Origin of the sequence: Paenibacillus sp. HGF5, assembly GCF_000204455.1 — a bacterium.
Classification (GTDB): Bacteria; Bacillota; Bacilli; order Paenibacillales; family Paenibacillaceae; genus Paenibacillus_AQ; species Paenibacillus_AQ lautus_A.
Genome location: NZ_AEXS01000079.1, coordinates 18,524 through 38,797 on the forward strand (window position 1 = coordinate 18,524; position 20,274 = coordinate 38,797).

17 protein-coding genes are annotated in these 20,274 nt (G+C 52.0%); 2 read left to right on the top strand and 15 right to left on the bottom strand.

The features are described from left to right. Window positions 1-28: 28 nt before the first annotated feature. From HMPREF9412_RS13340 to HMPREF9412_RS13380, 9 genes are all read right to left on the bottom strand, one after another. Entirely contained in the window at window positions 29-1,489 is a 1,461-nt protein-coding gene (locus tag HMPREF9412_RS13340) for a leucyl aminopeptidase family protein (RefSeq protein WP_009592108.1), read from the bottom strand. Between the two features lie 40 nt (window positions 1,490-1,529). Then, a complete protein-coding gene (locus tag HMPREF9412_RS13345; protein ID WP_009592081.1) occupies window positions 1,530-2,519 on the bottom strand; it encodes an ABC transporter ATP-binding protein in 990 nt (329 codons plus the stop codon). Further along, window positions 2,516-3,520 carry an ABC transporter ATP-binding protein gene (locus tag HMPREF9412_RS13350; protein WP_009592109.1) on the bottom strand — a complete coding sequence of 335 codons (1,005 nt, stop codon included), beginning with the start codon at window positions 3,518-3,520 and terminating at the stop codon, window positions 2,516-2,518. The genes HMPREF9412_RS13345 and HMPREF9412_RS13350 overlap by 4 nt, the downstream gene beginning before the upstream one ends. Before the next feature lie 15 nt (window positions 3,521-3,535). Beyond that, window positions 3,536-4,444, bottom strand: coding sequence for an ABC transporter permease (locus HMPREF9412_RS13355; RefSeq protein WP_009592082.1), 909 nt, complete (start codon window positions 4,442-4,444; stop codon window positions 3,536-3,538). 12 nt (window positions 4,445-4,456) lie between these two features. After that, complete coding sequence (locus HMPREF9412_RS13360) at window positions 4,457-5,383, bottom strand: ABC transporter permease subunit (protein ID WP_009592113.1); 927 nt, start codon at window positions 5,381-5,383, stop codon at window positions 4,457-4,459. Window positions 5,384-5,497: 114 nt separating this feature from the next. Beyond that, a complete protein-coding gene (locus HMPREF9412_RS13365; RefSeq protein WP_009592105.1) occupies window positions 5,498-7,087 on the bottom strand; it encodes a glutathione ABC transporter substrate-binding protein in 1,590 nt (529 codons plus the stop codon). 94 nt (window positions 7,088-7,181) lie between these two features. Continuing rightward, window positions 7,182-8,186, bottom strand: a complete 1,005-nt coding sequence (locus tag HMPREF9412_RS13370; protein ID WP_036672158.1) for an asparaginase — start codon at window positions 8,184-8,186, stop codon at window positions 7,182-7,184. Between the two features lie 28 nt (window positions 8,187-8,214). Further along, the gene (locus HMPREF9412_RS13375; RefSeq protein WP_009592089.1) at window positions 8,215-9,375 is read right to left on the bottom strand and encodes an ROK family transcriptional regulator; all 1,161 of its coding nucleotides are present in this window, start codon (window positions 9,373-9,375) and stop codon (window positions 8,215-8,217) included. A gap of 882 nt (window positions 9,376-10,257) precedes the next feature. After that, the gene (locus tag HMPREF9412_RS13380) at window positions 10,258-10,494 is read right to left on the bottom strand and encodes an indolepyruvate ferredoxin oxidoreductase subunit alpha (RefSeq protein ID WP_009592106.1); all 237 of its coding nucleotides are present in this window, start codon (window positions 10,492-10,494) and stop codon (window positions 10,258-10,260) included. Window positions 10,495-10,784: 290 nt separating this feature from the next. On the opposite strand from HMPREF9412_RS13380, the gene HMPREF9412_RS13385 reads away from it, so the two are divergent. After that, window positions 10,785-11,432, top strand: a complete 648-nt coding sequence (locus HMPREF9412_RS13385; protein WP_009592087.1) for a helix-turn-helix transcriptional regulator — start codon at window positions 10,785-10,787, stop codon at window positions 11,430-11,432. A 223-nt stretch (window positions 11,433-11,655) separates the two neighbouring features. Here the strand turns inward: HMPREF9412_RS13385 and HMPREF9412_RS13390 are convergent, their stop codons facing one another. The 3 genes from HMPREF9412_RS13390 to HMPREF9412_RS13400 all read right to left on the bottom strand — a co-directional run bounded on the left by HMPREF9412_RS13390 (window position 11,656) and on the right by HMPREF9412_RS13400 (window position 15,739). Beyond that, a complete protein-coding gene (locus HMPREF9412_RS13390) occupies window positions 11,656-12,744 on the bottom strand; it encodes a PQQ-dependent sugar dehydrogenase (RefSeq protein ID WP_009592075.1) in 1,089 nt (362 codons plus the stop codon). 18 nt (window positions 12,745-12,762) lie between these two features. Then, window positions 12,763-14,274, bottom strand: a complete 1,512-nt coding sequence (locus HMPREF9412_RS13395; RefSeq protein ID WP_009592102.1) for a UDP-N-acetylmuramoyl-L-alanyl-D-glutamate--2,6-diaminopimelate ligase — start codon at window positions 14,272-14,274, stop codon at window positions 12,763-12,765. Window positions 14,275-14,572: 298 nt separating this feature from the next. Beyond that, window positions 14,573-15,739, bottom strand: coding sequence for a cation:proton antiporter (locus tag HMPREF9412_RS13400; RefSeq protein WP_009592088.1), 1,167 nt, complete (start codon window positions 15,737-15,739; stop codon window positions 14,573-14,575). A 439-nt stretch (window positions 15,740-16,178) separates the two neighbouring features. Here HMPREF9412_RS13400 and HMPREF9412_RS13405 point away from each other — a divergent pair, with 439 nt between their 5' ends. After that, the gene (locus tag HMPREF9412_RS13405) at window positions 16,179-17,033 is read left to right on the top strand and encodes an SDR family oxidoreductase (RefSeq protein ID WP_036672163.1); all 855 of its coding nucleotides are present in this window, start codon (window positions 16,179-16,181) and stop codon (window positions 17,031-17,033) included. Window positions 17,034-17,223: 190 nt separating this feature from the next. On the opposite strand, the gene HMPREF9412_RS13410 is transcribed toward HMPREF9412_RS13405, so the two are convergent. From HMPREF9412_RS13410 to HMPREF9412_RS13420, 3 genes are read right to left on the bottom strand one after another with little or no spacing between them, the layout of a single operon-like run. Further along, window positions 17,224-17,964: a LutC/YkgG family protein gene (locus tag HMPREF9412_RS13410; protein ID WP_009592103.1), complete on the bottom strand. Its 741-nt coding sequence runs from the start codon at window positions 17,962-17,964 to the stop codon at window positions 17,224-17,226. Next, window positions 17,957-19,477, bottom strand: a complete 1,521-nt coding sequence (locus HMPREF9412_RS13415; protein WP_009592097.1) for a LutB/LldF family L-lactate oxidation iron-sulfur protein — start codon at window positions 19,475-19,477, stop codon at window positions 17,957-17,959. Before HMPREF9412_RS13415 ends, HMPREF9412_RS13410 begins: the two co-directional genes overlap by 8 nt. Then, entirely contained in the window at window positions 19,464-20,201 is a 738-nt protein-coding gene (locus HMPREF9412_RS13420; RefSeq protein WP_009592078.1) for a (Fe-S)-binding protein, read from the bottom strand. The genes HMPREF9412_RS13415 and HMPREF9412_RS13420 overlap by 14 nt, the downstream gene beginning before the upstream one ends. Window positions 20,202-20,274 lie beyond the last annotated feature (73 nt).

Here is a 20,274-nt window from a genome sequence, read left to right on the forward strand (position 1 = left end):
TCTTCACTCCTTACTGTCGTTGGTTCGCTTATGCAGGGCGAAACTGCTTCTCCACATAGTCCGCCAGCAGCCTTGCTCCATAGCCGGTAGCCCCTGCCGCGGAGTGAGGGAATTCCCGTTTATACTGGACCGTGCCTGCCATATCGATATGCACCCATTTCATGGTCTCCGCAACAAAATGACGGATGAACAACGCAGCCGTTATCGCGCCTGCCAAAGTCGACGTGCCTACATTCCTCAGGTCGGCATAATCGCTTCTGAGCTCGGATTCATACTCGTCCATTAGCGGCATGGGCCATAGGCGCTCTCCGTTGCGCTCCCCGATCTCGACCAAATCGGCCGTTATCTCTTGATCACCCCAAATGCCGGCAATCTCCAAGCCTAATGCCGCACCGACATTGCCGGTAAGAGTAGCGATATCGATCACCTTATCTGCGTTAAGATGGGCTGCGTGCAACAGCGCGTCCGCAATGATCAATCTTCCTTCTCCGTCCGTATTCGCTACCTGAACACTCAGGCCGTTCGGATAGTGAACGACGGAAGAGGGAAGCATCGCATCCGGCCCCGATAAATTATCCGCTACGGCGATCAATGCCGTAACCCGTACCGGAGCTTTCCGCGACACCAGAATATCCATGGCGCCCACGACGGCGGCTGCGCCGCCCATATCCATGCGGGCATCGCTGATGTCTCGGCCGATCTTAACGTTCATGCCGCCCATATCAAAGGTAACGCCTTTGCCGATAAGCACGATATGAGGGCTTTCCTTCCCGGATTCCGCTCCATTGTAGGAAATCTCGATCATCGCTGGCTCGTATTTGCTGCCGGCACCCACGGCGATCAGTCCGTTCATCTGCCGGTCATGAAGTTCTTGTCCGCGGTATACGTGAAGGTCTACGGGCGCTTTTTTGAAACGATCCTCAACGACCGCAACAAACGCCTCCGGATTTAACGTCTCAGGTGATTCATTCACCAAGTCTCGGGTGAGCTGCGTTCCTTCGATCCGGATTTCCGCCGTCCGGATGATGGCTTCCATATCTTCACGGGAAAGCCCCTCCCAGTCCTCTTGTCGAAGATGAAGGGACAGGGCTTGCAGATTGGCCGTAACCCCGCGATGCTTATTGAATTGATATAATCCGTACAGCCAGCCTTCCAACCACGCTTGGAGTTCTTCCTCCGCCGAAATCCGCGAAGCAGCTCCGACATCGCGGGATGCCGGGCGGATCAGCACTGCGCTTGATTTATTCTCCTTGAGCAGCGCTCTCGCGGCTGAAGCGCCCGTTCTTCTCACCTGCTCCGAAGTCAGGTTCGAACGTGGCCCCATTCCGGCAACGAGATCGTCCGACTCGTGCTCGGAACGTCCATAGAACCAAGTCAGCGTCATGCTTTGCTTCCGGGATTCCGTTACGCGGTAATTAGACTCTTCCCCCTCATAAACCGCATAAATCGAAGTATCTGCCAGCTGAACTTCATCGATGGTGATGTTCATATCGAGCCCTTACCTCCTTTTATGAGAAAATCGATGCCTGTTACGCCTTCTTCATGATTTCTTCGTCATATAAATGGCAAGCCACCTGATGTCCCGGCTCAATCTCACGGTATACAGGCGTAATCTGTTTGCATACTTCCATGCAGGAAGGACAGCGGGTATGGAATCGGCAGCCTGTCGGCGGATTGACCGGGCTCGGCAGATCCCCCTTCAGAATGATCCGTTCCTTCTTCATCTTCGGATCCGGAACCGGCACCGACGACAGCAGCGCTTGAGTGTAAGGATGAAGCGGGCGATCATACAGCGTATCCTTATCGGCCGTCTCCACGAGCGCGCCCAGATACATGACGCCGATCCGGTCGCTGATATGCTCAACCACGCTGAGATCATGGGAGATGAACAGATAGGTCAGGCCGTATTCTTCCTGAAGATCCTGCAGCAGGTTCAATACCTGGGATTGAATGGATACGTCCAGTGCCGATACAGGCTCGTCGGCTACAATCAGATTGGGGCGCACGGACAATGCTCGGGCAATGCCGATGCGCTGGCGCTGCCCGCCGCTGAACTCATGGGCGAAGCGTTCGGCATGGAAGCTGTTCAAACCGACCGTTTCCAACAGCTCGCAAGCCAGTTTATCGCGCTCTTTGGAACTCAGCTTGGTATGAATCAGCAAGGGTTCCGCTACGAGCTCTTTGACTTTCATTCTTGGGTTAAGGGAAGCGTACGGATCCTGAAAGACCATCTGCATGTCTTTGCGCAGCGGACGCATCTGATTTTCGTTGTATCCGCTAATGTCGGTTCCGTTAAAAATCACTTCGCCGCTATTCGGCATCAGCAGGCGGGTCACCAGCCGGCCGGTCGTCGATTTGCCGCAGCCGCTCTCCCCAACCAGGCTGAAGGTCTCGCCCTTATGGATTGCGAAGGAGATGCCATCCACGGCACGGAGCTGCTTGGACGTACCGAAGAACCCTTTTTTCACCGTGAATGATTTCTGCAAGTTTTTTACTTCTAATAAAGGTGTTTCTTTCATGCGGTTTCTCCTCCCTTCGAGTGACCTTCCTGTGTCAGCCAGCAGCGGCTTTTGCGATGTTCTTCGTTTACAACGGGGAGAAGCTCCGGCTCCCGGGAGAGGCACTGCTCCATGACAAACGGACACCGCGGAGCAAATTTGCAGCCTTGCGGCATGTTCCGCAGATCCGGCACATTCCCTGGAATGGATTCCAAGCGGCGCACCTTTTGTCTAAGCTTGGGTACCGAATGAATAAGTCCTTTGGTGTAGGGATGCTGCGGGTTCTCAAACAATTCCTCGACCGTCGCCTCTTCGACGACTCGGCCAGCGTACATGACAACCACCCGGTCACACATTTCAGCCACGACGCCGAGGTCATGGGTAATGAGCAGCATGCCCATTTCCTGTTCCGTCTTGAGCCGATTCATCAGATCCAGGATTTGAGCCTGAATCGTAACGTCCAGGGCGGTTGTCGGCTCGTCCGCGATCAGCAGCTTCGGATTGCACGACATGGCCATCGCAATCATGACCCGCTGGCGCATGCCGCCGGACAATTGGTGCGGATAGTCGTCCACGACCTCGTCCGCCCGCGGAATGCCGACGAGTTTGAGCGAATCGATGGCATGCTGCCGCGCTTTCTTGCGGCCGTATCCCAAGTGCAGCATAATCGCTTCCTCCAGCTGCTTTCCGATCCGAAGGACGGGATTCAGCGATGTCATCGGCTCCTGGAAGATCATGGCCAGCTCATTTCCGCGATAGCGGCGCATTTCTTTTTCCGACATTTGCACGAGATCCTTGCCCTCAAAGCTTACCGAGCCCCCGGATATTCGGCCGGGCGTGTCTTTAAGAAGCCTCATGATGGACAGGGAGGTCACGCTTTTGCCGCAACCGGATTCACCCACGAGCCCGAGCACTTCGCCTTTATTGATATGAAAATCCACTCCTGCTACGGCAAGCACCGATGAGCCATCGCGTTTGAATTCGGTTTTGAGACCTTTAACTTCAAGCAATGTTTGCGTCACGATCTATCCCCCCTATTAGTTTTTCGTCTTCGGATCAAGGGCATCATTCAGTCCGTCACCGATCAGGTTGAATGCGAGCACGGTCAGGAATATGAGAAGTCCCGGGTAATACACGATATGGGGTGCAATACTCAAGTAATCCCGACCCATGCTGAGCATGGCGCCCCAGTCCGGTTCCGTCGGCTTGGCCCCGAGGCCGAGAAAGCTTAACGAAGAAGCCGCCAGAATGGCGCCGCCGATTCTCATCGATACGTTGACGATAATGCTGGGAACCGTCTCGGGAAAAATATGTTTCCAGATAATCCGGTTATGCTTGGCACCCATGGACCGTGCTGCCTCTACATATAAAGATTCCTTTGCGGAGAGCGTCACGCTTCGAATGATTCTGGCAAACGACGGGGTCCCGAAGACCGCCACCGCGATGACTACATTGGATAAGCCCGGTCCCAGTATCGCCACGATACCGATGGCCAGCAGCAGGTCAGGGAACGAGAACATGACGTCACTGCCCCGCATGATGAGGCGATCCAGCCACCCGCCATAGTACCCGCTGATCAATCCGAGAATCGTGCCCAGCACGGCGGATATAAATACGGCGCTTAAGCTGACCGACATGGTCAACCGTGTACCGTCGATCAAGCGGCTGAGAATGTCGCGGCCGTACTCGTCCGTGCCTGCCCAATGAGCAGCAGACGGGCCTTGCATCATCGCATCATAGTTCGGCTCATTGGGAGGATACGGAACGATATGCGGACCGATCACCGCCAGCACAAGTAGTAACAAAATAAAACCGCTTGATATAACGGCAAGCTTTTGTTTCAAGAATTTAGACGTAAACGCTTTGAATTTGCCAGTTGCCTGACTCTTTGCAAGCATATCCTCCGGTGCGGAGGAATGGACCGTCACTGTTGAATTGTCGCTCATGAGCTCCCCCTCCTATTTCGATGCATACCGGATTTTTGGATTCAGTACACCGTACAATAAATCGACAATCAGGTTAATCAGGATAAATTCGGCTGCGAACAGCAATAGAAGCGCTTGAATCACGGTGTAATCCCGAAACGCGATGGAATCTACCAAGAGACGCCCCATGCCGGGAATACTGAATACCGTCTCGACCATAACCGAGCCGCCCAGCAAAAATCCGAACTGAAGGCCCGCTACGGTCACGACCTGGATCAGGGAGTTGCGCAGCGCATGCCTGCCGACAACGACGAATTCCCGCAAGCCCTTCGCGCGTCCGGTCCGGACATAATCCTCGCGCATCGTTTCGAGCATCGAAGTACGGGAGTATCTTGCCAGCATGGACATAATCCCCGCTCCCAGCGTAAAGGAAGGCAAAATATAGGATTGCCAGCTGTCGACGCCCCCTGTAGGGAACCAGCCCAGCTCAACGGAAAAAATTTGAATCAGTACAAGACCAAGCCAGAAACCTGGCAGGGAAATACCGGATATAGCCGTCAGCATCCCGATATAGTCCGGCCATTTGCCGCGATTGACTGCTGATATGATACCAATGATCAGACCAATGACCAATGCCCAGCCGAGGCTGGTAAAGGTCAGGACAATCGTCGGGAAAAAGCGGCTTTCCAACATGTCCGTCACCGGCAAACCGGAAGTAACGGATACACCCAAATCACCCTTCAACAGATCACTCATGTAGTTCACATACTGCTGCCATAGCGGCAAGTTTAAGCCTAGCTGCTCTCGAATCCCGTTGATCTCCTCAAGGGTGGCATCCTTACCTGCAACAAGCCGTGCCGGATCTCCAGGAATCAGGTGAATGAACATAAATACAAGGATGGATACAACGAACAACAGCGGGATTACACCCAGCAGCCTCTGAATTGCATATCTTCCCAAAGGATGTGCCTCCTTTCAACATGCCAGCTTTTAAAATACGATGGGCCGCTTCCTTATTGATTCAAGAGGCGGCCCACCACAAGGTATACGTTTAGCAAGCTCTTCGCTGCCTGATTATTTGACTTCCGCGTTGATCACGCTGATCGATCCGTCCGGAAGGGCCTTCACGCCTTCAAGGTAAGCACGTTTGCCCGTGATGACCTGATCGACTCCGAGGAACGCCCAAGGAGCATCTTCCCAGATTTGTTTTTGGATGTTGGCATAGATTTCTTTGGCATCTTCAGCTTTGACGGATGCGTTAGCATCTTTGATCCATTGGTCTACATTGTCGTTCTTGTAGTAAGCGGTGTTGGAACCCGCTGGCGGGAAGAACTCGCTGCTGAACAGACCTTTTGTCGCGCCGTCGGCATCGCCAGACGAAGGAGACCAGCTTACGTACCACATTTGAATTTTCGCGTTTTCCGGCGTAGCCGAGTTAATCTGATCGGACAGGGTTGCACCCTCCATCGACTTCGGTTCAGCTTTGATTCCGACGAGGGCAAGCTGCTGCTGAATAAACTGCATGCCTTTTACCGTTTCGGAATCATTCTCTCCCCAAATCTCAGCTTCGAATCCATCTGGATATCCTGCTTCAGCTAACAGGGCCTTGGCTTTCTCCGGATCATAGTCATAACCGGATTGCTCGGAGTAGTGCTGCGTCATGGAGGACATGGAAGAAGTCAGCTTCGAACCCAGTCCGGATTTAACGACTTTAATGTAAGCATCTTTATCGATGGCATAGTTGATCGCTTGACGCACCTTCAGATCGTCGTAAGGCTTCTTCATGGTGTTCAGCGTGATGTAACGAACGATCGTAGAATCAGTCTTATCGATGACGATATTGGAGTCGCCTTCTACTTCGGACACTTGCTCTGTCGGCATAGGATAGATGAAGTCCGCTTCGCCCGTTTTCAGCATCGCGATCCGGGAACCGTTCTCCGGTACCGGTTTGAACGTAATGCTGTCCACCTTCGGAAGTCCTTCTTGCCAGTAATCTTCATTCTTCACAACGACAAGTCGGTCGCCTTGAATCCATTCCTTGAACTTGTAAGCCGCCGTACCTACAGGGTTCTTCGTGATGTCGGCACTTTCCTTAAGTGCTTTCGGGCTGATCATCAGCGCCATGGCCGTTTTGTTCAAGAAAGCGTTGTAAGGCTGGCTAAGGGTGATGACAACGGTGTGTTCATCCGGAGTTTGAACATCGGCTACTGTAGAGAAGCTCTTGCGCATTCTCAGGTTGTTCTTTTCATCCATGATGCGATCCAGGTTGGCTTTTACAGCTTCTGCGTTGAAATCCGTTCCATCATGGAACTTCACGTTCTGGCGCAGATTGAACGTGTAGGTCAGACCGTCTTCGCTGATCTTGTAATCTTCAGCCAGCACAGGAACGAGTTCCATTTCTTCGTTGAAGCCCATCAATCCTTCATACATCGTGCGAGCACCGGAGATGGAGTGCGTGTCTCCGGCATTGTGAGGGTCAAGCGTTATGAAGTTGGCGTTAATCGCAATGACAACATCTTTGTTATCTTTTGTCACCGGCTTGCTCTCGCCGCCGCCTTCACTTGCCCCTTTGCCGCTTCCGCTGTTTCCTCCGCAGCCTGCCGCAACAATCGTAAATGCGAGCAGCAGCATGAGCAGTGACCATGTTCTACCTTTGAATCTCATTGTTTTACTCCCCCTTTGATGTAGTGAATATCTATAGATTCACTCGCCGCTTCGGCATGTAAAAGCCTGCCTGCCGCCTTGAGTTCCTCACCGTTTAAGCATTCCATTCATACACGGCGCGCCGTTCACCGACAAGCGTGCCCCCATCGTTGAAAATTGCATTCGGAACCAGCTCATACAACCGGTCAATCGTAGACTGATCGCTGTAGCCGAGACGCTCCAGGATGGAAGCGATGATGCATGGCCATACCTGCTCGGAGCCGTCGGATACTTTAAGCGAAATCGCCAAGCGTTCTTTCCGAAGACCGATGCCGTACACGCCCTTCGCGCCGCCCTTGGCTGTCAGGTTTTGGTCCCGGAGCAAAGCTGAACACACAAATTTGGTGTCTGCAATGATATCCGGATACTCATTCATCAGCTTCGCCATTCTGGCAGCTGCTTCTGCAGTCTCTGGATCCTCGATCAAATCCGGGCATGCCAGCTTGAGGAAGGAATACCCGATGCGATCCAGAGGAAGCGCGAAGATGGGAAGTCCGCAGCCGTCAATGCCTTGCGGGATCGAGGAAACCGGAACCTCGGCAAAATAAGCCAGCGTCTCGAGGATCTCTTGCTGAACCGGATGCTCCGGTTTGTAATACGTGCTTTCGTCCCAGCCCATATGCTTGCATAGGGCAATCAAGCCGCTGTGCTTGCCGGAGCAGTTATGGAAAATTCTGCGCTTCTCCTCATGATCGCGATGGCGCTGCGCCTTAGCATCCTCGTTCAATGGATAAGTCGCGCAGCAGTGAAGGTTCTCTTCCCGAATCCCGGTTTTCTTCAGAATGGATTCCAATGCATCAATGTGGAATCGCTCGCCCCGATGGGAGGCGGCAAACAAGGCCGTTTCTTCCCCCGTTAGTCCGTACACTTCGTCAATCCGGCGTTTCATTACCGGAATTGCCTGGAACGGCTTGGCCGCCGATCTTAAAAAGGTCATGTGATGCGGATCGCCCGCTGCGTATACAACCTTTCCGTTCTCGTCTACGACGCTGATCGCGCCGTAGTGCACGTTCTCCAATACGTTCCCGCGATATTCCTCTACCAATGGCACAAATCCCATGTTCATGCTCCCCCGATCTCCAGATGAATTAATTCAATTGAAAGTAACGATCCTGTGCGACAAGTCCCGACCCGATGATGACCCCATGCTCGTGAAGCTCCGAGCGAACTATCGTAAAGGATTCTTGAAGTGGTTCCCAGATATACTGCGAGTAACACAGGTTGGTGATCTCCTCGTACACTTCGGGAAACTTGTCCAGAAACTCGCCGCTCAAAATGACGCTGTCCGGATTGTACATGCTGACGACGTTGTTGATCGTAATCGCCATATAGGCAAGGGCCCGATCGATCAAATAGCTTGCCCAGCGCGTTCCGGCCCGCCTCTCCGCGAACAGCTCCTCGATCGTGCGAACGGGTTTGATTTTGCTGGCTTCCGACAACAAGGACGGTATATTGATATACGTTTGGAGGCAACCGGCTTTCCCGCAGTCGCACATCATGCCTTCAGGGTCCACGGTCGTGTGACCGATTTCCCCGGCGCTGTTCGTCACCCCGCGGTAAATCTCCCCCTCCAGAATGAGCGCCGATCCGACGCCATTACCGAAGCCCAGGAGCACCGTACGGTTGGAGCCGTAGGCCGAACCCTTGAGCTGCTCCGCCAACGCCTTCACCTTCAGTTCATTGTCCACGACAGCTTGAAGCCCGGTTAGTTCCTTGAGCCTCTCGGCGAGGCTCACATTCTTCCATCCCAGCTGTACCGAAAAATTGACGATGCCGGCGTCGACATCAATGATGCCCGGCAGTCCAACGCCAATGCCGACCACCCGTCTTCGGTCGATATCGCATTCGGCGATCAGCTCTTCTATGGTTTCCGCAATCCGGGTCACCGTGACATCTGCCGTTTCATCGGATGATCTTGAAAAGCTTCCGCTGCACAATACGTTACCCTGAACGTCAATGAATCCGATATTCGCCTGATGCCGATCCAGCTCGACGCCGATCGAGATGACCGCCGTATCCAGCAGCCTTATTAAGGAAGACTTTCTTCCGCGGCCGGCCGAGGCCTGCTCTTCCGTTTCGTGAACGTATCCTTCCTCCGTCAGCTCCGATACGATCCGGCTGACCGTTGTCGGACTCATGCCCGTCTGTTTGGCAATGACGGCTCTTGAAATCGGCTGTTCATTCTTGATGATTTGAAATACTGTGAGTCTGTTCTGCCGCTTCATAAAGTCTTGATCATGCTTTTTCATGAAGACATCCCCTATTTAATTTCACCAGTAGATTAATTAGATCAATTTCCCAAATAAAAAGATCCGAAATCATCAAAAAACAGTGATTATTATCAGTTTTAATATTTTTATTCTCCAGTGATATTAATAATAAAACGTGTTTTGTAAAAGTGTCAATATATATGACACATTTAAATAAATAATTTTTTGATTCTGGAAATGTAAGCATTTCACTTTTTTACGAAAGAAATTCAATCTCCTGCATACATACAGTTGACCGCCTATCACGCACAACATGACATGAACATGACGTATAATCTCCTAAAATGTAGGTAACAACGTCGTTTCACCCCAATAATAAAGCCACCCGAGAAAAGAATGATTGGAACATTCTTCATCCCGAATGGCTATAAGTGGAGTAAATATATGATATTATTGGTGCTGCCCCATGTCGTTAAGTGCTTCACTGAATGATCCGCCTAAGACGAATTAAACCACCCGAGAAATTAATTCGAGGGGGCCTCGAAATCCCGGATGGCTTATGTATAGATCGATGCATGAGCGCAGTTCAAGTCGCTCTATTTTGCACGCTATTGATCTTAACCGATTTTTTTTGATACACATAACATATAGATTTAATCGCTCGTAATCCTCATACTTCAATTCTTAATCTTATAATCTTTTAAATCTTTTATCTTTAATCTTAATCTCTTAATCACTTGAATTTCTTATCATTTATCTTTAGTCTTTTAATCATTCCCACCAGCGGAGGTTTGAGGATAGCCGATCCTTTGGGAGTCCGTTTCTACCCTGCCTATTTCCATTCCGGAAACGGGCGGACAACAGAGCGGATAGCCTCAAACCGGAGCACTCGATAGACTCAAACCGGAGCGCCCGAGCGCCCTACTTGTTTTTGTAATATTCCACCGCTTTATCGAAATAATGCTTTTCGTCCTCAGGCAGGTCCTCAAAATAGTAAATGGCCGCAACCGGACACGCCGCTTCGCAGGCACCGCAGGAAATGCATATATCGGTGTCGATGTAGAACTGGTCGTCCCCTTCTTCGATGCAATCCACTGGGCAAACGTCAACGCATTCTCCCGCCTTCTCTTCGATACAAGCTGAGCCAATAACATACATCCGTGATTCCACCTTCCCAAGTGTAATAAGTCTTCTAAATTCTACGATGCGCTATCATAACAAAAAGCCCATTACTCATTCATTGCTTGGTTTCTATACTTTTTATACTAAAATATATCATAATTATGTGGTTAATCATGCCAGTTGTCAACAAACCGCGAGAGAACAGCCTTGAAAACGGCCATTCCGGTTGACTTATAGAAGGTAAAGACATAAGATGAGACATATTGCTTTTTAACCTTTTTTGTTGCAAAAGAAAGCATTCATCGAGAAACAAGGCGGTGATTATAGTGGATCAAGAAGTTGCATACAGCACCCGCGAGTATATCATGCAAATGTTGAAAATAAATGGTGAACTCAGCACGAAATCCATTACCGAGGCACTGGGCATTACGGGCATGGCCGTCCGTCGACATCTGGAGAGCTTGAAGAATGAAGGGTACATCACGTATCGAACCGTGAAGCAGCCGATGGGAAGACCCGTCTCCCTATACAGTCTTACTGAATCTGCAGAGGATTTTTTCCCTAAGAACTATCATTCGCTTGCCCTCGATCTGCTTAACGAGCTCCAGGACGAGGCCGGGGACGAAATGATATCTTTACTGTTCGACAAGCGCAAAGACACGTTGCTGAACAAGTACACGCCGACGGTAAAAGCCGAAACTCTCGAAGATCGGGTCGCAGCCCTTGCCCAGATTCAGAATGACAACGGATATATGGTGGATTACCAAAAAGTCACGGATGAAGAATACGTCCTTGAAGAACTGAACTGCCCGATTTCCCAGGTAGCCAACCGATACCAGCATGCATGCCGCTGCGAGCTTGATCTGTTTCAATCCTTGCTGGAAGCGGATGTGGAACGTACCGAGTGTCTTGCCAAAGGCGATAAGAAATGCGTGTACCGGATCCGAAAGCAAGCCGAAGCCAAACAAACATAATATCTGTTATTGCCACTTCAGGCTCCTTCCATACGGGAAGGGGCCCTTTTTTTGTTAAGAGATAAGAAGGTATAAACTTCAGAGGCTTACCCGCCTTATCTCGCAAGAATAACTTCCCCTATATGCGGTCTGTCTTCTGAGAAAGTACGTCGATAGACGTTTTTCTTATGGCACTTGTCCTATCCTATTCTCTTGAATCACGAGACATGTATGTTTCTTGGAATTATTCCAGTACAAGCAGTCGATCATCCTGATCGGACGGCACGCCCCGGCCATCGGTATTGTTGGTAATGACATAGGTTTGGCCGTTATGGACCTTAACGTCTCTTAATCGGCCCTCGCCTTCCAGTACGGTCTCGAGCGCGGCTGTCTCCGGCTGGAACCGGTACAGCTTCTGTCCCCGAAGGGTCGCCACGTACAAGCGGTCCTGTTCGTCAAAAGCGATGCCGGAAGGAGCAATTGCCGTTTCGCCGCTATGGTACAGCGGGAGTTCCATGCCTTCCAACGTCTCATCGCCATAAATTTCGGGCCAGCCGTAGTTGCTGCCGGCCGTGATTTCATTAATTTCATCGTGTCCGCCCGGCGTGCCGGAAGGCCCGTGCTCCGAGCTGTAAAAGTCCCCATCTGAATTCCAGGCCAAGCCCTGTGAATTCCGATGCCCTAACGTATAGACGTAAGAACCTGCCGTCGGATTGTCCGCCGGGACTTTCCCGTTCAACGTTAATCGCAATATTTTGCCTGCCAGGTTCTCCTGATTTTGCGCAAGCTCGCCCTCGCCCGAATCTCCCGTCGTAACATAGAGCATCGCATCGGGACCGATCGCGATTCTGCCGCCATTATGCACGTTGGAGCCTGGAATGGACTCAAGGAAGACTTGGGACTCCGTCCATTGGTTTCCCTTCAACTCCAGCAGAACCAGCCGGTTCAAGAGTGTTCCACCCTGATCATAGGTGTGATAGGCGAAGGCTTTTCCGGAATCCCGAAAATCAGGCGCCAACGCGAAGCCCAAAAATCCCCCTTCTCCTTGATGGGAAACCGGCTGCTCGGTATGTACCGATTGTCTGTTCAATGTGCCGTCCTTGATCTGAACGATATTCCCTTCCCGCTCGCTGATATAAATCGTCTCGCCGTCAAAATCGATGGACCAAGGCGTTCTCAATTGCTCCGCAAGCACCTGATAGGAAGAATCAGGAGCCGCCTCCCCCCGCTCCTCCTGCGCTCCTTCTTCAGCCGAAGGGGACGACTGGCTTGTGCATGCAGCAAGAAACAGCAGCGCCGCTGTAAACATCACGCCGAACATCTTTCGTTTCAAATCCAGCACCTCCCGGGTTTATTCAGGGCTCCGGTGCATCATCATGATGTCCTGCCCTATGCCCTGCAAAGAACTCATCACGATATCCTCATCGCTAAAGGATTCGATCCGGCTGCCCGCAACATAACGGGTTTCGTGCCCTCGTCCGGTTATAATGATCCTGTCCTCGTCACCGGCCATTTCCACTGCGCGTTGAATCGCTTCTTTACGGTCTAAGACAACCTCCCAGTTCCCCGATTCGCGGGAAGTTAAGCCGCCCAGCATCTCGGCCATGATCTGCTCCGGATCCTCCGAGAACGGATTGTCGGCCGTGAACAATACATAATCCGAATACGAGGCTGCAATATCGGCCATGATCGGCCTTTTCGACCGGTCCCGCTCGCCCCGGCAGCCCATCACGCATATCATTTTGCCTGAAGTAATGGCCTTGGCGGATTGCAAGGTTGCCTTAAGACCGTCCGGATTATGCGCGTAATCGACGACCACGCCAAAACGGCGTCCTGTTTGTATTTCTTGAAACCGGCCATGAACCCCTGCAAATTGCTCCAAACTTCCGCGGATTTCTTCCAGCGGTATCCCTTCCAGCAGACAGGTCGTCATGGCGGCCAGCGCGTTGTATATATTATGTGCTCCATGCACCTTCAGATTAACGTCGCTGCTTCCCCAAGGCGTTTCTGCATGAAAGACGCAGCCTTCCCTTGAGTGATGAATTTGCGTTGCCCGGACGTCCGCCTGATTCTGAATGCCATAGGTTATGATTTGTGCGGATGTCCGTTTTGCGTAATAAGAGGATGCGGCATCGTCTGCGTTCAAGACGGCCTTCTTCTGCATGTCACGGTTACTGTTACCTAGTTGGGCGAACAGCAGCTCCTTCGTATTGCGATAGCTCTCCATAGTCTGATGGAAGTCCAGATGATCATGCGATAAATTCGTGAAGACGACCGTCTGAAAATCGCATCCGCGCACCCTTCCCATATCCAATCCGTGCGAAGATACCTCCAGAACACCGTATTCACCCCCATGCGAGATGATCGTATGAAAATAACGCATGAGCTGGATCGTATCCGGCGTCGTATTCAGCGTCTTCTCCACATGATTTCCTATTTTCATATACAAGGTGCCGATGATCCCTGTTTTGCGGCGGGCGTCGTTAAGTATTTGATCTACCATATGAGTCGTCGTTGTTTTGCCGTTCGTCCCGGTAATTCCAATCAATTTCAATTGCCGCGTAGGATCGCCAAAAAAAGCGTTTGCGAGAATCGGCAGGATTCTTCTTGTATCCGGCACCGTTATATGCGTAACGTTTCCTGGCAGTCCTGAAAGCTCCCGCTCGGCCACGATGGCAACAGCCCCATTCCGTATCGCCTGTTCGGCATAATCATGGCCGTCCACGTGAAATCCCGGTACGCAGACGAACACGCCGCCCGGCCGGATTTCTCTTGAATCTGTTTCCAGGTTCGTGATATCCGCGGAAGTACTGCCCGTAATCTTTTTTAATATCAGCCGATCCGTCAGTGATTGTAGAATCATGTCTGGTTCCTCATCTCGTGATGTAATCATATACCCAGGGTCAGGTGGCAGCGTGATGTATAAGATGTAGAATTTACGACTATGTATCGTTTTAACCAGCATTTCTAATTAACCTAACCAAGCAAGGGCCTTCTGAAACTGAAAAAGCCGGATTCCTTAATGATAAACACCTCGCTGCATTCAACTCTGATATCCGCATGTTTCTTCAATAGAAAAGCGAACTATCGACGGATAGCTCGCTTTTCATTCCTATCTAATTGAGGCCATGATGACGTGCCTAACGGGCATCAGTCTCCAGCTACAGTCCGATTTCTTTGGAGGAGTTCACTGCATGCCCTTGGAAAAGGATCTTCAATAATGGCGGTGCGATTAATGTCGTCAAAATAACCACCATGACCACGGATGTGAAATATTCGGGCAATAGAAGTCCTGCTTGCAAGCCTGTGGACGCTATGATTAATGCAACCTCCCCCCTGGACACCATGCCAGCTCCGACCGCGAATGAGGATAAGTTGCTAAAACCCGTGATTCTTGCTCCAATAGCGCCACCCAGCAGCTTGGTCAGAACAGCGGCTATGGTCAATACAACGATGAAGCCGATTTGTTGAGGTACTCCTTGAAAGGATACATGAAGCCCGATGCTCGCAAAAAAGACGGGAACAAAAATCGAGTACGCAATGGGCTCAACCTTCTGTTCAACCGTGTGCTTTAAGCCTGTTTGCGAGATTGCGATCCCAGCGGCAAACGCGCCGATTATACCGGCCATCCCCAACCAATCGGCGAAATAAGAAAATCCAAAACACACTACAAGAGCCATGGATATCACAGGCTCAGTTACCTTCAGACCGGAGAGCTTGTTCATCACGCGAGGTACGATAAACCAGCCCGCCATAACGACACCGATAAAAAATAGAACTTTCTTTCCTATAAGAAGGCCCAAGGATACCTCCTGGCCGCTGCCCAGGAAACTCATCATGAAAGCGAGCAGAATAACAACTAAAATATCATCGACTACCGCTGCTCCAAGAATCGTCGTGCCTTCTCTTGAACCCAGGCGATCCATATCTTTTAACACCTGAACGGAGATGCTTACGGAAGTTGCGCTAAACAATATGCCCATAAACAAAGCATAGTTAACGGAAAAACCAAACAACTCCGCTACGCCATACCCCCCGATAAAAGGAAGAATGATTCCCCCGACCGCAACAGCCACTGCCGACTTCCAGTTTTTCTTCAACTGTTCCAGATCCGTTTCCAATCCGGCAATGAACATTAACAACAGAACACCGATTTCGGAGATGTAATGTACAAATTCATTATGATCAATCCATCCAAGCACAGCTGGCCCCAACACAATGCCGACCATAAGTTTTCCTAGCACAGCCGGCTGTCCGATTCTTGCAGACATGTGACCTGCGATTTTGGTACAGATGATGATTAATGCCAAATACCAAACAAATTGCATCCGATCGACTCCTCATTGATGGCGTTATTTGAACGCGTTCCTAGATAATATAAACCGCCCTAAACCTCAGGTCAATATAGCTTTCAGACCCACAGAAAGGGCTTTCTAACACCTTGAAACATGTTCGATCATCCCTGGGGACATTCTTTTCCAGAAACCTATTAAAACGAAAAATAGACGCCTATTTAAACACTTATGTTTTAACCCCTCTTCGATCGGGATTTAATTCCATTCATAGTCATTGGATTGCCAGCTTCCGCCAACCCGTACGCACCATATAAACACCAAACAAAGTGGTGACTGGATTCGCTAACCATGTTACGCTTAAAGTAAGCGGTTGCATAAAAGGAGCATGACGATGTATGCAGCCTGTTCTATAAAGGACGCGGACAAAGGATCCGATCCGATGATCCATAACTGCCTGAAAGGGGAACTTTCGATGGGACCGTTCACCGACGTTTTGCTTCGCGATAAAGTCGTTTTGATTACGGGAGGCGCCACGGGCCTGGGGCGTGCCATGGGTGAGAAATTCGCGCTGCTGGGCGCCAAGCTCGCCATATGCGGACGCCGGGAAGAAGTGCTGCAGCAGACCGCCGAGGAATTAAAGCAGAAGGGCTGCGAGGTATGGTACAAAAGCTGCGATGTTCGCGACCCTGCGCAAATCTCGGCTCTTGTTGAAGCGGCAGAGCAGCATTACGGAGGCATTGATGTGCTTGTCAACAATGCGGCCGGGAACTTTATCAGCCCCACGGAGCGCCTTTCTCCTCGGGCTGTGGATGCCGTGCTCAATATCGTGCTGCACGGCACCTTCTATGCCACCCTGGAGGTCGGCAAACGCTGGATTGAACAAGGCAAAGGCGGGACGATGCTCAACATTGTCACCACGTACGCTTCAACAGGCTCAGGGTACGTTGTCCCGTCCGCGGCTGCCAAAGCAGGCGTGCTTGCGCTGACGCGCTCCCTGGCCGTGGAATGGGCCCCGTACGGCATACGCCAGGTAGCCATCGCCCCGGGTCCGTTCCCAACCGAAGGCGCCTGGTCAAGATTATCCCCTACGCCGGAACTGGAACGGAAAATGATCGACCGCATCCCTCTCAAGCGCGTTGGCGATCCAGAAGAATTGGCTAATCTCGCCGCCTATCTGATTTCCGATTATGCCGGCTATATTAATGGCGACGTGATCACCATCGACGGCGGCGAATGGCTGCAGGGGGCAGGGCAGTTCAACGACTTATCGGAAGTGACCCATGAGCAGTGGGATCGGCTGGCCGAGCTGACGCGCAAAGGCAAATAGGATATACGCAAGAAAAGCAGCTATCCATCTACTTTCACCGAAGACGGAAACGGAAGAAGGAATAGGTGTGAATCGAGTTTTCAGTTTCTCTGAAAACGTATGTATCTCTATAATCTAAATGAGCCCCAAGCCGGGAGCATCCAACGGACTGCTCCCGGCTTGGGGCTCATCTTGCATTAAAGATTAAATATTATGTTTCGTAGGAATCTACCAGCAAGGCATATACGATGCCGGGTCCGTGAACGCCAATCGTCAGATCGTTCTCGATATCGGCGGAACGGCTCGGACCCGATATGAAATGGATTCCTGCTGGCAGCTGCTCACGTCCGGCCTGATCGAACTGAACGAGAATCTCGCCTAATCGGGTAACCATTCGCTCGACTGGAATAATAGCCATCAGCACGGTCGGCAGCAGGCTGACCGAACGGCCCTTATGCGGGGCGGACTTCACCGTAATCGAACCGGTGTAAGCCGCAGCGTAATCGGCCATGACAACGCCGAAGTCGGCTCTGGCAGCGACTGCCTTCCAGTCGGTGTCAGCCGCTTCGTTCCAGGAGAGAACCAGCGCATCCGGCAGACTCTCTTCCAGACCCAGTCGATCCAGCGCGTCCTCCTGCTGACGAAGAATCGTAGCTGCGCTCATCTCCATCGCTTTATCCCTGATAAACCGGGTGACCTCATCGCGATGGCTCAGTCTGACCACATGGCCTCCGGCTGCTTCAAAGTTCGCGGTAAACTGCGTAATTTTCTCCTCGAGCGACCAATTAAATTCTTTCCAGAAATCCGGGGCACCGCGGAAAGGGTGCTCCGGAGCGGAGCGAATCCGATCTCTACCCAGCTTCGCGGCGATCCCATCCATGAACTGCTCCTGCTTTCTGCGGGATTGTTCTTCTAAACGGGTTAACCAGCCGCGATCGGTTTCGTTAGTCATGCGCGTTCTCCCCCTTTCCGGATTTCTGCTGGCGAAGCCTCTCGCTCAACCGATCGGCGATTACAGGATCCATGGTCCCCGAGGTTCTGCGAATATCCTGCTCCATTTCGGGCCATCGATCACGGAAGGAATGTTTGGGGAGGCTTGGGGTCACCCTGTACGAATTCCATCCCTTCAAAGGACCGATTCTCGTTCGGATCTCGCCGCCCCGCACGACCAGCTTCTGGCCCCATTTACCGAGGGATACCACGCTGCGGTAACGCTTGGCATTACCCATGACCGCCGAGAAGCCTTTCATCCCCATCGCTTCCAGCTTATCGCCGCGTCCGGCTTCAATCTTTCGGCGGCGCAAGGATACCAGCATGTCATGCAGCGGGATCTTGACCGGGCATGCTTCATAACAGGCGCCGCACAGGCTGGATGCGTTGGCGATATCGTCCCATTCCGCGACGTTCTTGTTCAAGGCCGGCGTTAATACGGCACCGATTGGGCCGCTATACGTGCCTCCATAGGCGTGCCCGCCAATATGGCGATATACCGGACAAGCATTCAGGCAGGCGCCACATCGTATGCAATTGAGCAGTTCCTGGAATTCCGGATCGCCGAGCTGGAGAGAGCGCCCGTTATCAATTATGATAATATGCATTTCGTCTGGTCCATCGGCATCCAGCTCTCTCTTCGGCCCGCTGATGCCGGACATGTATACCGTCAGTTTCTGGCCGGTCGCGGACCGCGGCAGCAAGGTAGCCATCACCTCGAGGTCAGACCATGAGGGAATAATCCGCTCCATGCCCATCAGGGTGATCTGCGTCTTCGGCACGGTCGTCACCATCCGGGCATTGCCTTCATTCTCGAACAGGACCATCGACCCCGTCTCCGCGATGGCAAAATTACAGCCCGTCATGCCAATGTCCGCTTCGAGAAATTTCTCGCGCAGCTTCATGCGGACGAAACCCGCCATAATCGCCGTATCCGGCGGCAGCGCTTCGCCCGCCTCCGCGGACAGCAGCTCTGCGATCTGATAACGGTTTTTGTGGATGGCGGGAATAATAATATGGGAAGGCGTTTCATCCGCAAGCTGAATGATGTACTCGCCGAGATCCGTTTCCACGGCCTCCACCCCGATGGAATCCAGTGCCTTGTTCAGGTGCAGCTCCTCGGACACCATCGATTTCGATTTGACGACGGATTTGGCCGACTTATGCTCCGCAATCTGCAGGGAGATCGCAACCGCTTCTTCTGCCGTCTCCGCAAAATGGACATGTGCTCCGTTCGCCCTGGCCTGCTCGGCAAACTCATTCAAATAATAATCCAAATGCGCAATGGTATGGAGCCGGATTTGGCGCCCCCGTTCCCTCCACGCATCCCAGTTCCCATGCTCCTCCGACGCCAGCTTTTTGCCAAGCCGCAGCCGTTCTGTCGTAAACTTCACCGCATTGCGCAGAAAATCGTTGTTCAGAGCGTAACCTGCACGCTCCTTCACCGTCTGCGCTTTCGTCTCAGCTGTGCTCATGCACGCTCACCCCCTCGTACAAAAGCTCGGCCAAATGCTTGACCTGAACCTTCTCGCCCCGGTGACGCAGATTGCCGGCAATGTTCATGAGGCAGGCCATGTCAAGTCCGACCAGCACGGACGCCTCGGTTTCCAGCACATGATCGCTTTTCTCCGTTACCATCGCGCCCGAAATATCCGCCATTTTCACGGCAAACGTTCCCCCGAACCCGCAGCAATCCTCGGCAAACGGCAAGGGGACGAGCTCCAGCCCTTTGACGTGACTCAGCAGTTTCATCGGTTCGTCCTTCACCCCGAGCAGGCGGCTGCCGTGGCAGGAAGGATGATAGGTTACCTTGTGCGGATATACGGCGCCAACATCGGCCACGCCCAGCACGTCGACGAGGAATTGCGTAAACTCATAGCATTTGGATTGAAGCGCTTTCGCTTTATCCAGGTAAACGGGGTCGTCCTTGAACAAATCCGGATAATGATGAATCATATACGTGCAGGAACCCGAAGGGGACACCACAAAGTCGCTGTCGTCAAAAGCGTCCAAAATCGTCCTGGCGCTAATGCGCGCCTCTTCCCAATAACCGCTGTTGTAGGCAGGTTGGCCGCAGCAGGTCTGGATTTCCGGGAATTCCAGCTGCACGCCGTACCTTGCCAGCAGTCTTGCCATCGATTCAGCTACCCGCGGGAACAAGGCATCGCTGAGACAAGTGACAAACAATGAAATCTTCAACCTTTTCACCCCGCTAATCGTCAGGATAGGCCGATGAGTCGGCCTCTAGCAAGAACCCCCCGGAACGGGGGGA

Coding starts and splice junctions, on each gene's coding strand:
- HMPREF9412_RS13340 (WP_009592108.1), bottom strand. CDS start 1,489: ATGAACATCACCATCGATGAAGTTCAGCTGGCAGATACTTCGATTTAT.
- HMPREF9412_RS13345 (WP_009592081.1), bottom strand. CDS start 2,519: ATGAAAGAAACACCTTTATTAGAAGTAAAAAACTTGCAGAAATCATTC.
- HMPREF9412_RS13355 (WP_009592082.1), bottom strand. CDS start 4,444: ATGAGCGACAATTCAACAGTGACGGTCCATTCCTCCGCACCGGAGGAT.
- HMPREF9412_RS13365 (WP_009592105.1), bottom strand. CDS start 7,087: ATGAGATTCAAAGGTAGAACATGGTCACTGCTCATGCTGCTGCTCGCA.
- HMPREF9412_RS13370 (WP_036672158.1), bottom strand. CDS start 8,186: ATGGGATTTGTGCCATTGGTAGAGGAATATCGCGGGAACGTATTGGAG.
- HMPREF9412_RS13375 (WP_009592089.1), bottom strand. CDS start 9,375: ATGAAAAAGCATGATCAAGACTTTATGAAGCGGCAGAACAGACTCACA.
- HMPREF9412_RS13380 (WP_009592106.1), bottom strand. CDS start 10,494: ATGTATGTTATTGGCTCAGCTTGTATCGAAGAGAAGGCGGGAGAATGC.
- HMPREF9412_RS13395 (WP_009592102.1), bottom strand. CDS start 14,274: ATGATTCTACAATCACTGACGGATCGGCTGATATTAAAAAAGATTACG.
- HMPREF9412_RS13400 (WP_009592088.1), bottom strand. CDS start 15,739: ATGCAATTTGTTTGGTATTTGGCATTAATCATCATCTGTACCAAAATC.
- HMPREF9412_RS13405 (WP_036672163.1), top strand. CDS start 16,179: ATGGGACCGTTCACCGACGTTTTGCTTCGCGATAAAGTCGTTTTGATT.
- HMPREF9412_RS13410 (WP_009592103.1), bottom strand. CDS start 17,964: ATGACTAACGAAACCGATCGCGGCTGGTTAACCCGTTTAGAAGAACAA.
- HMPREF9412_RS13415 (WP_009592097.1), bottom strand. CDS start 19,477: ATGAGCACAGCTGAGACGAAAGCGCAGACGGTGAAGGAGCGTGCAGGT.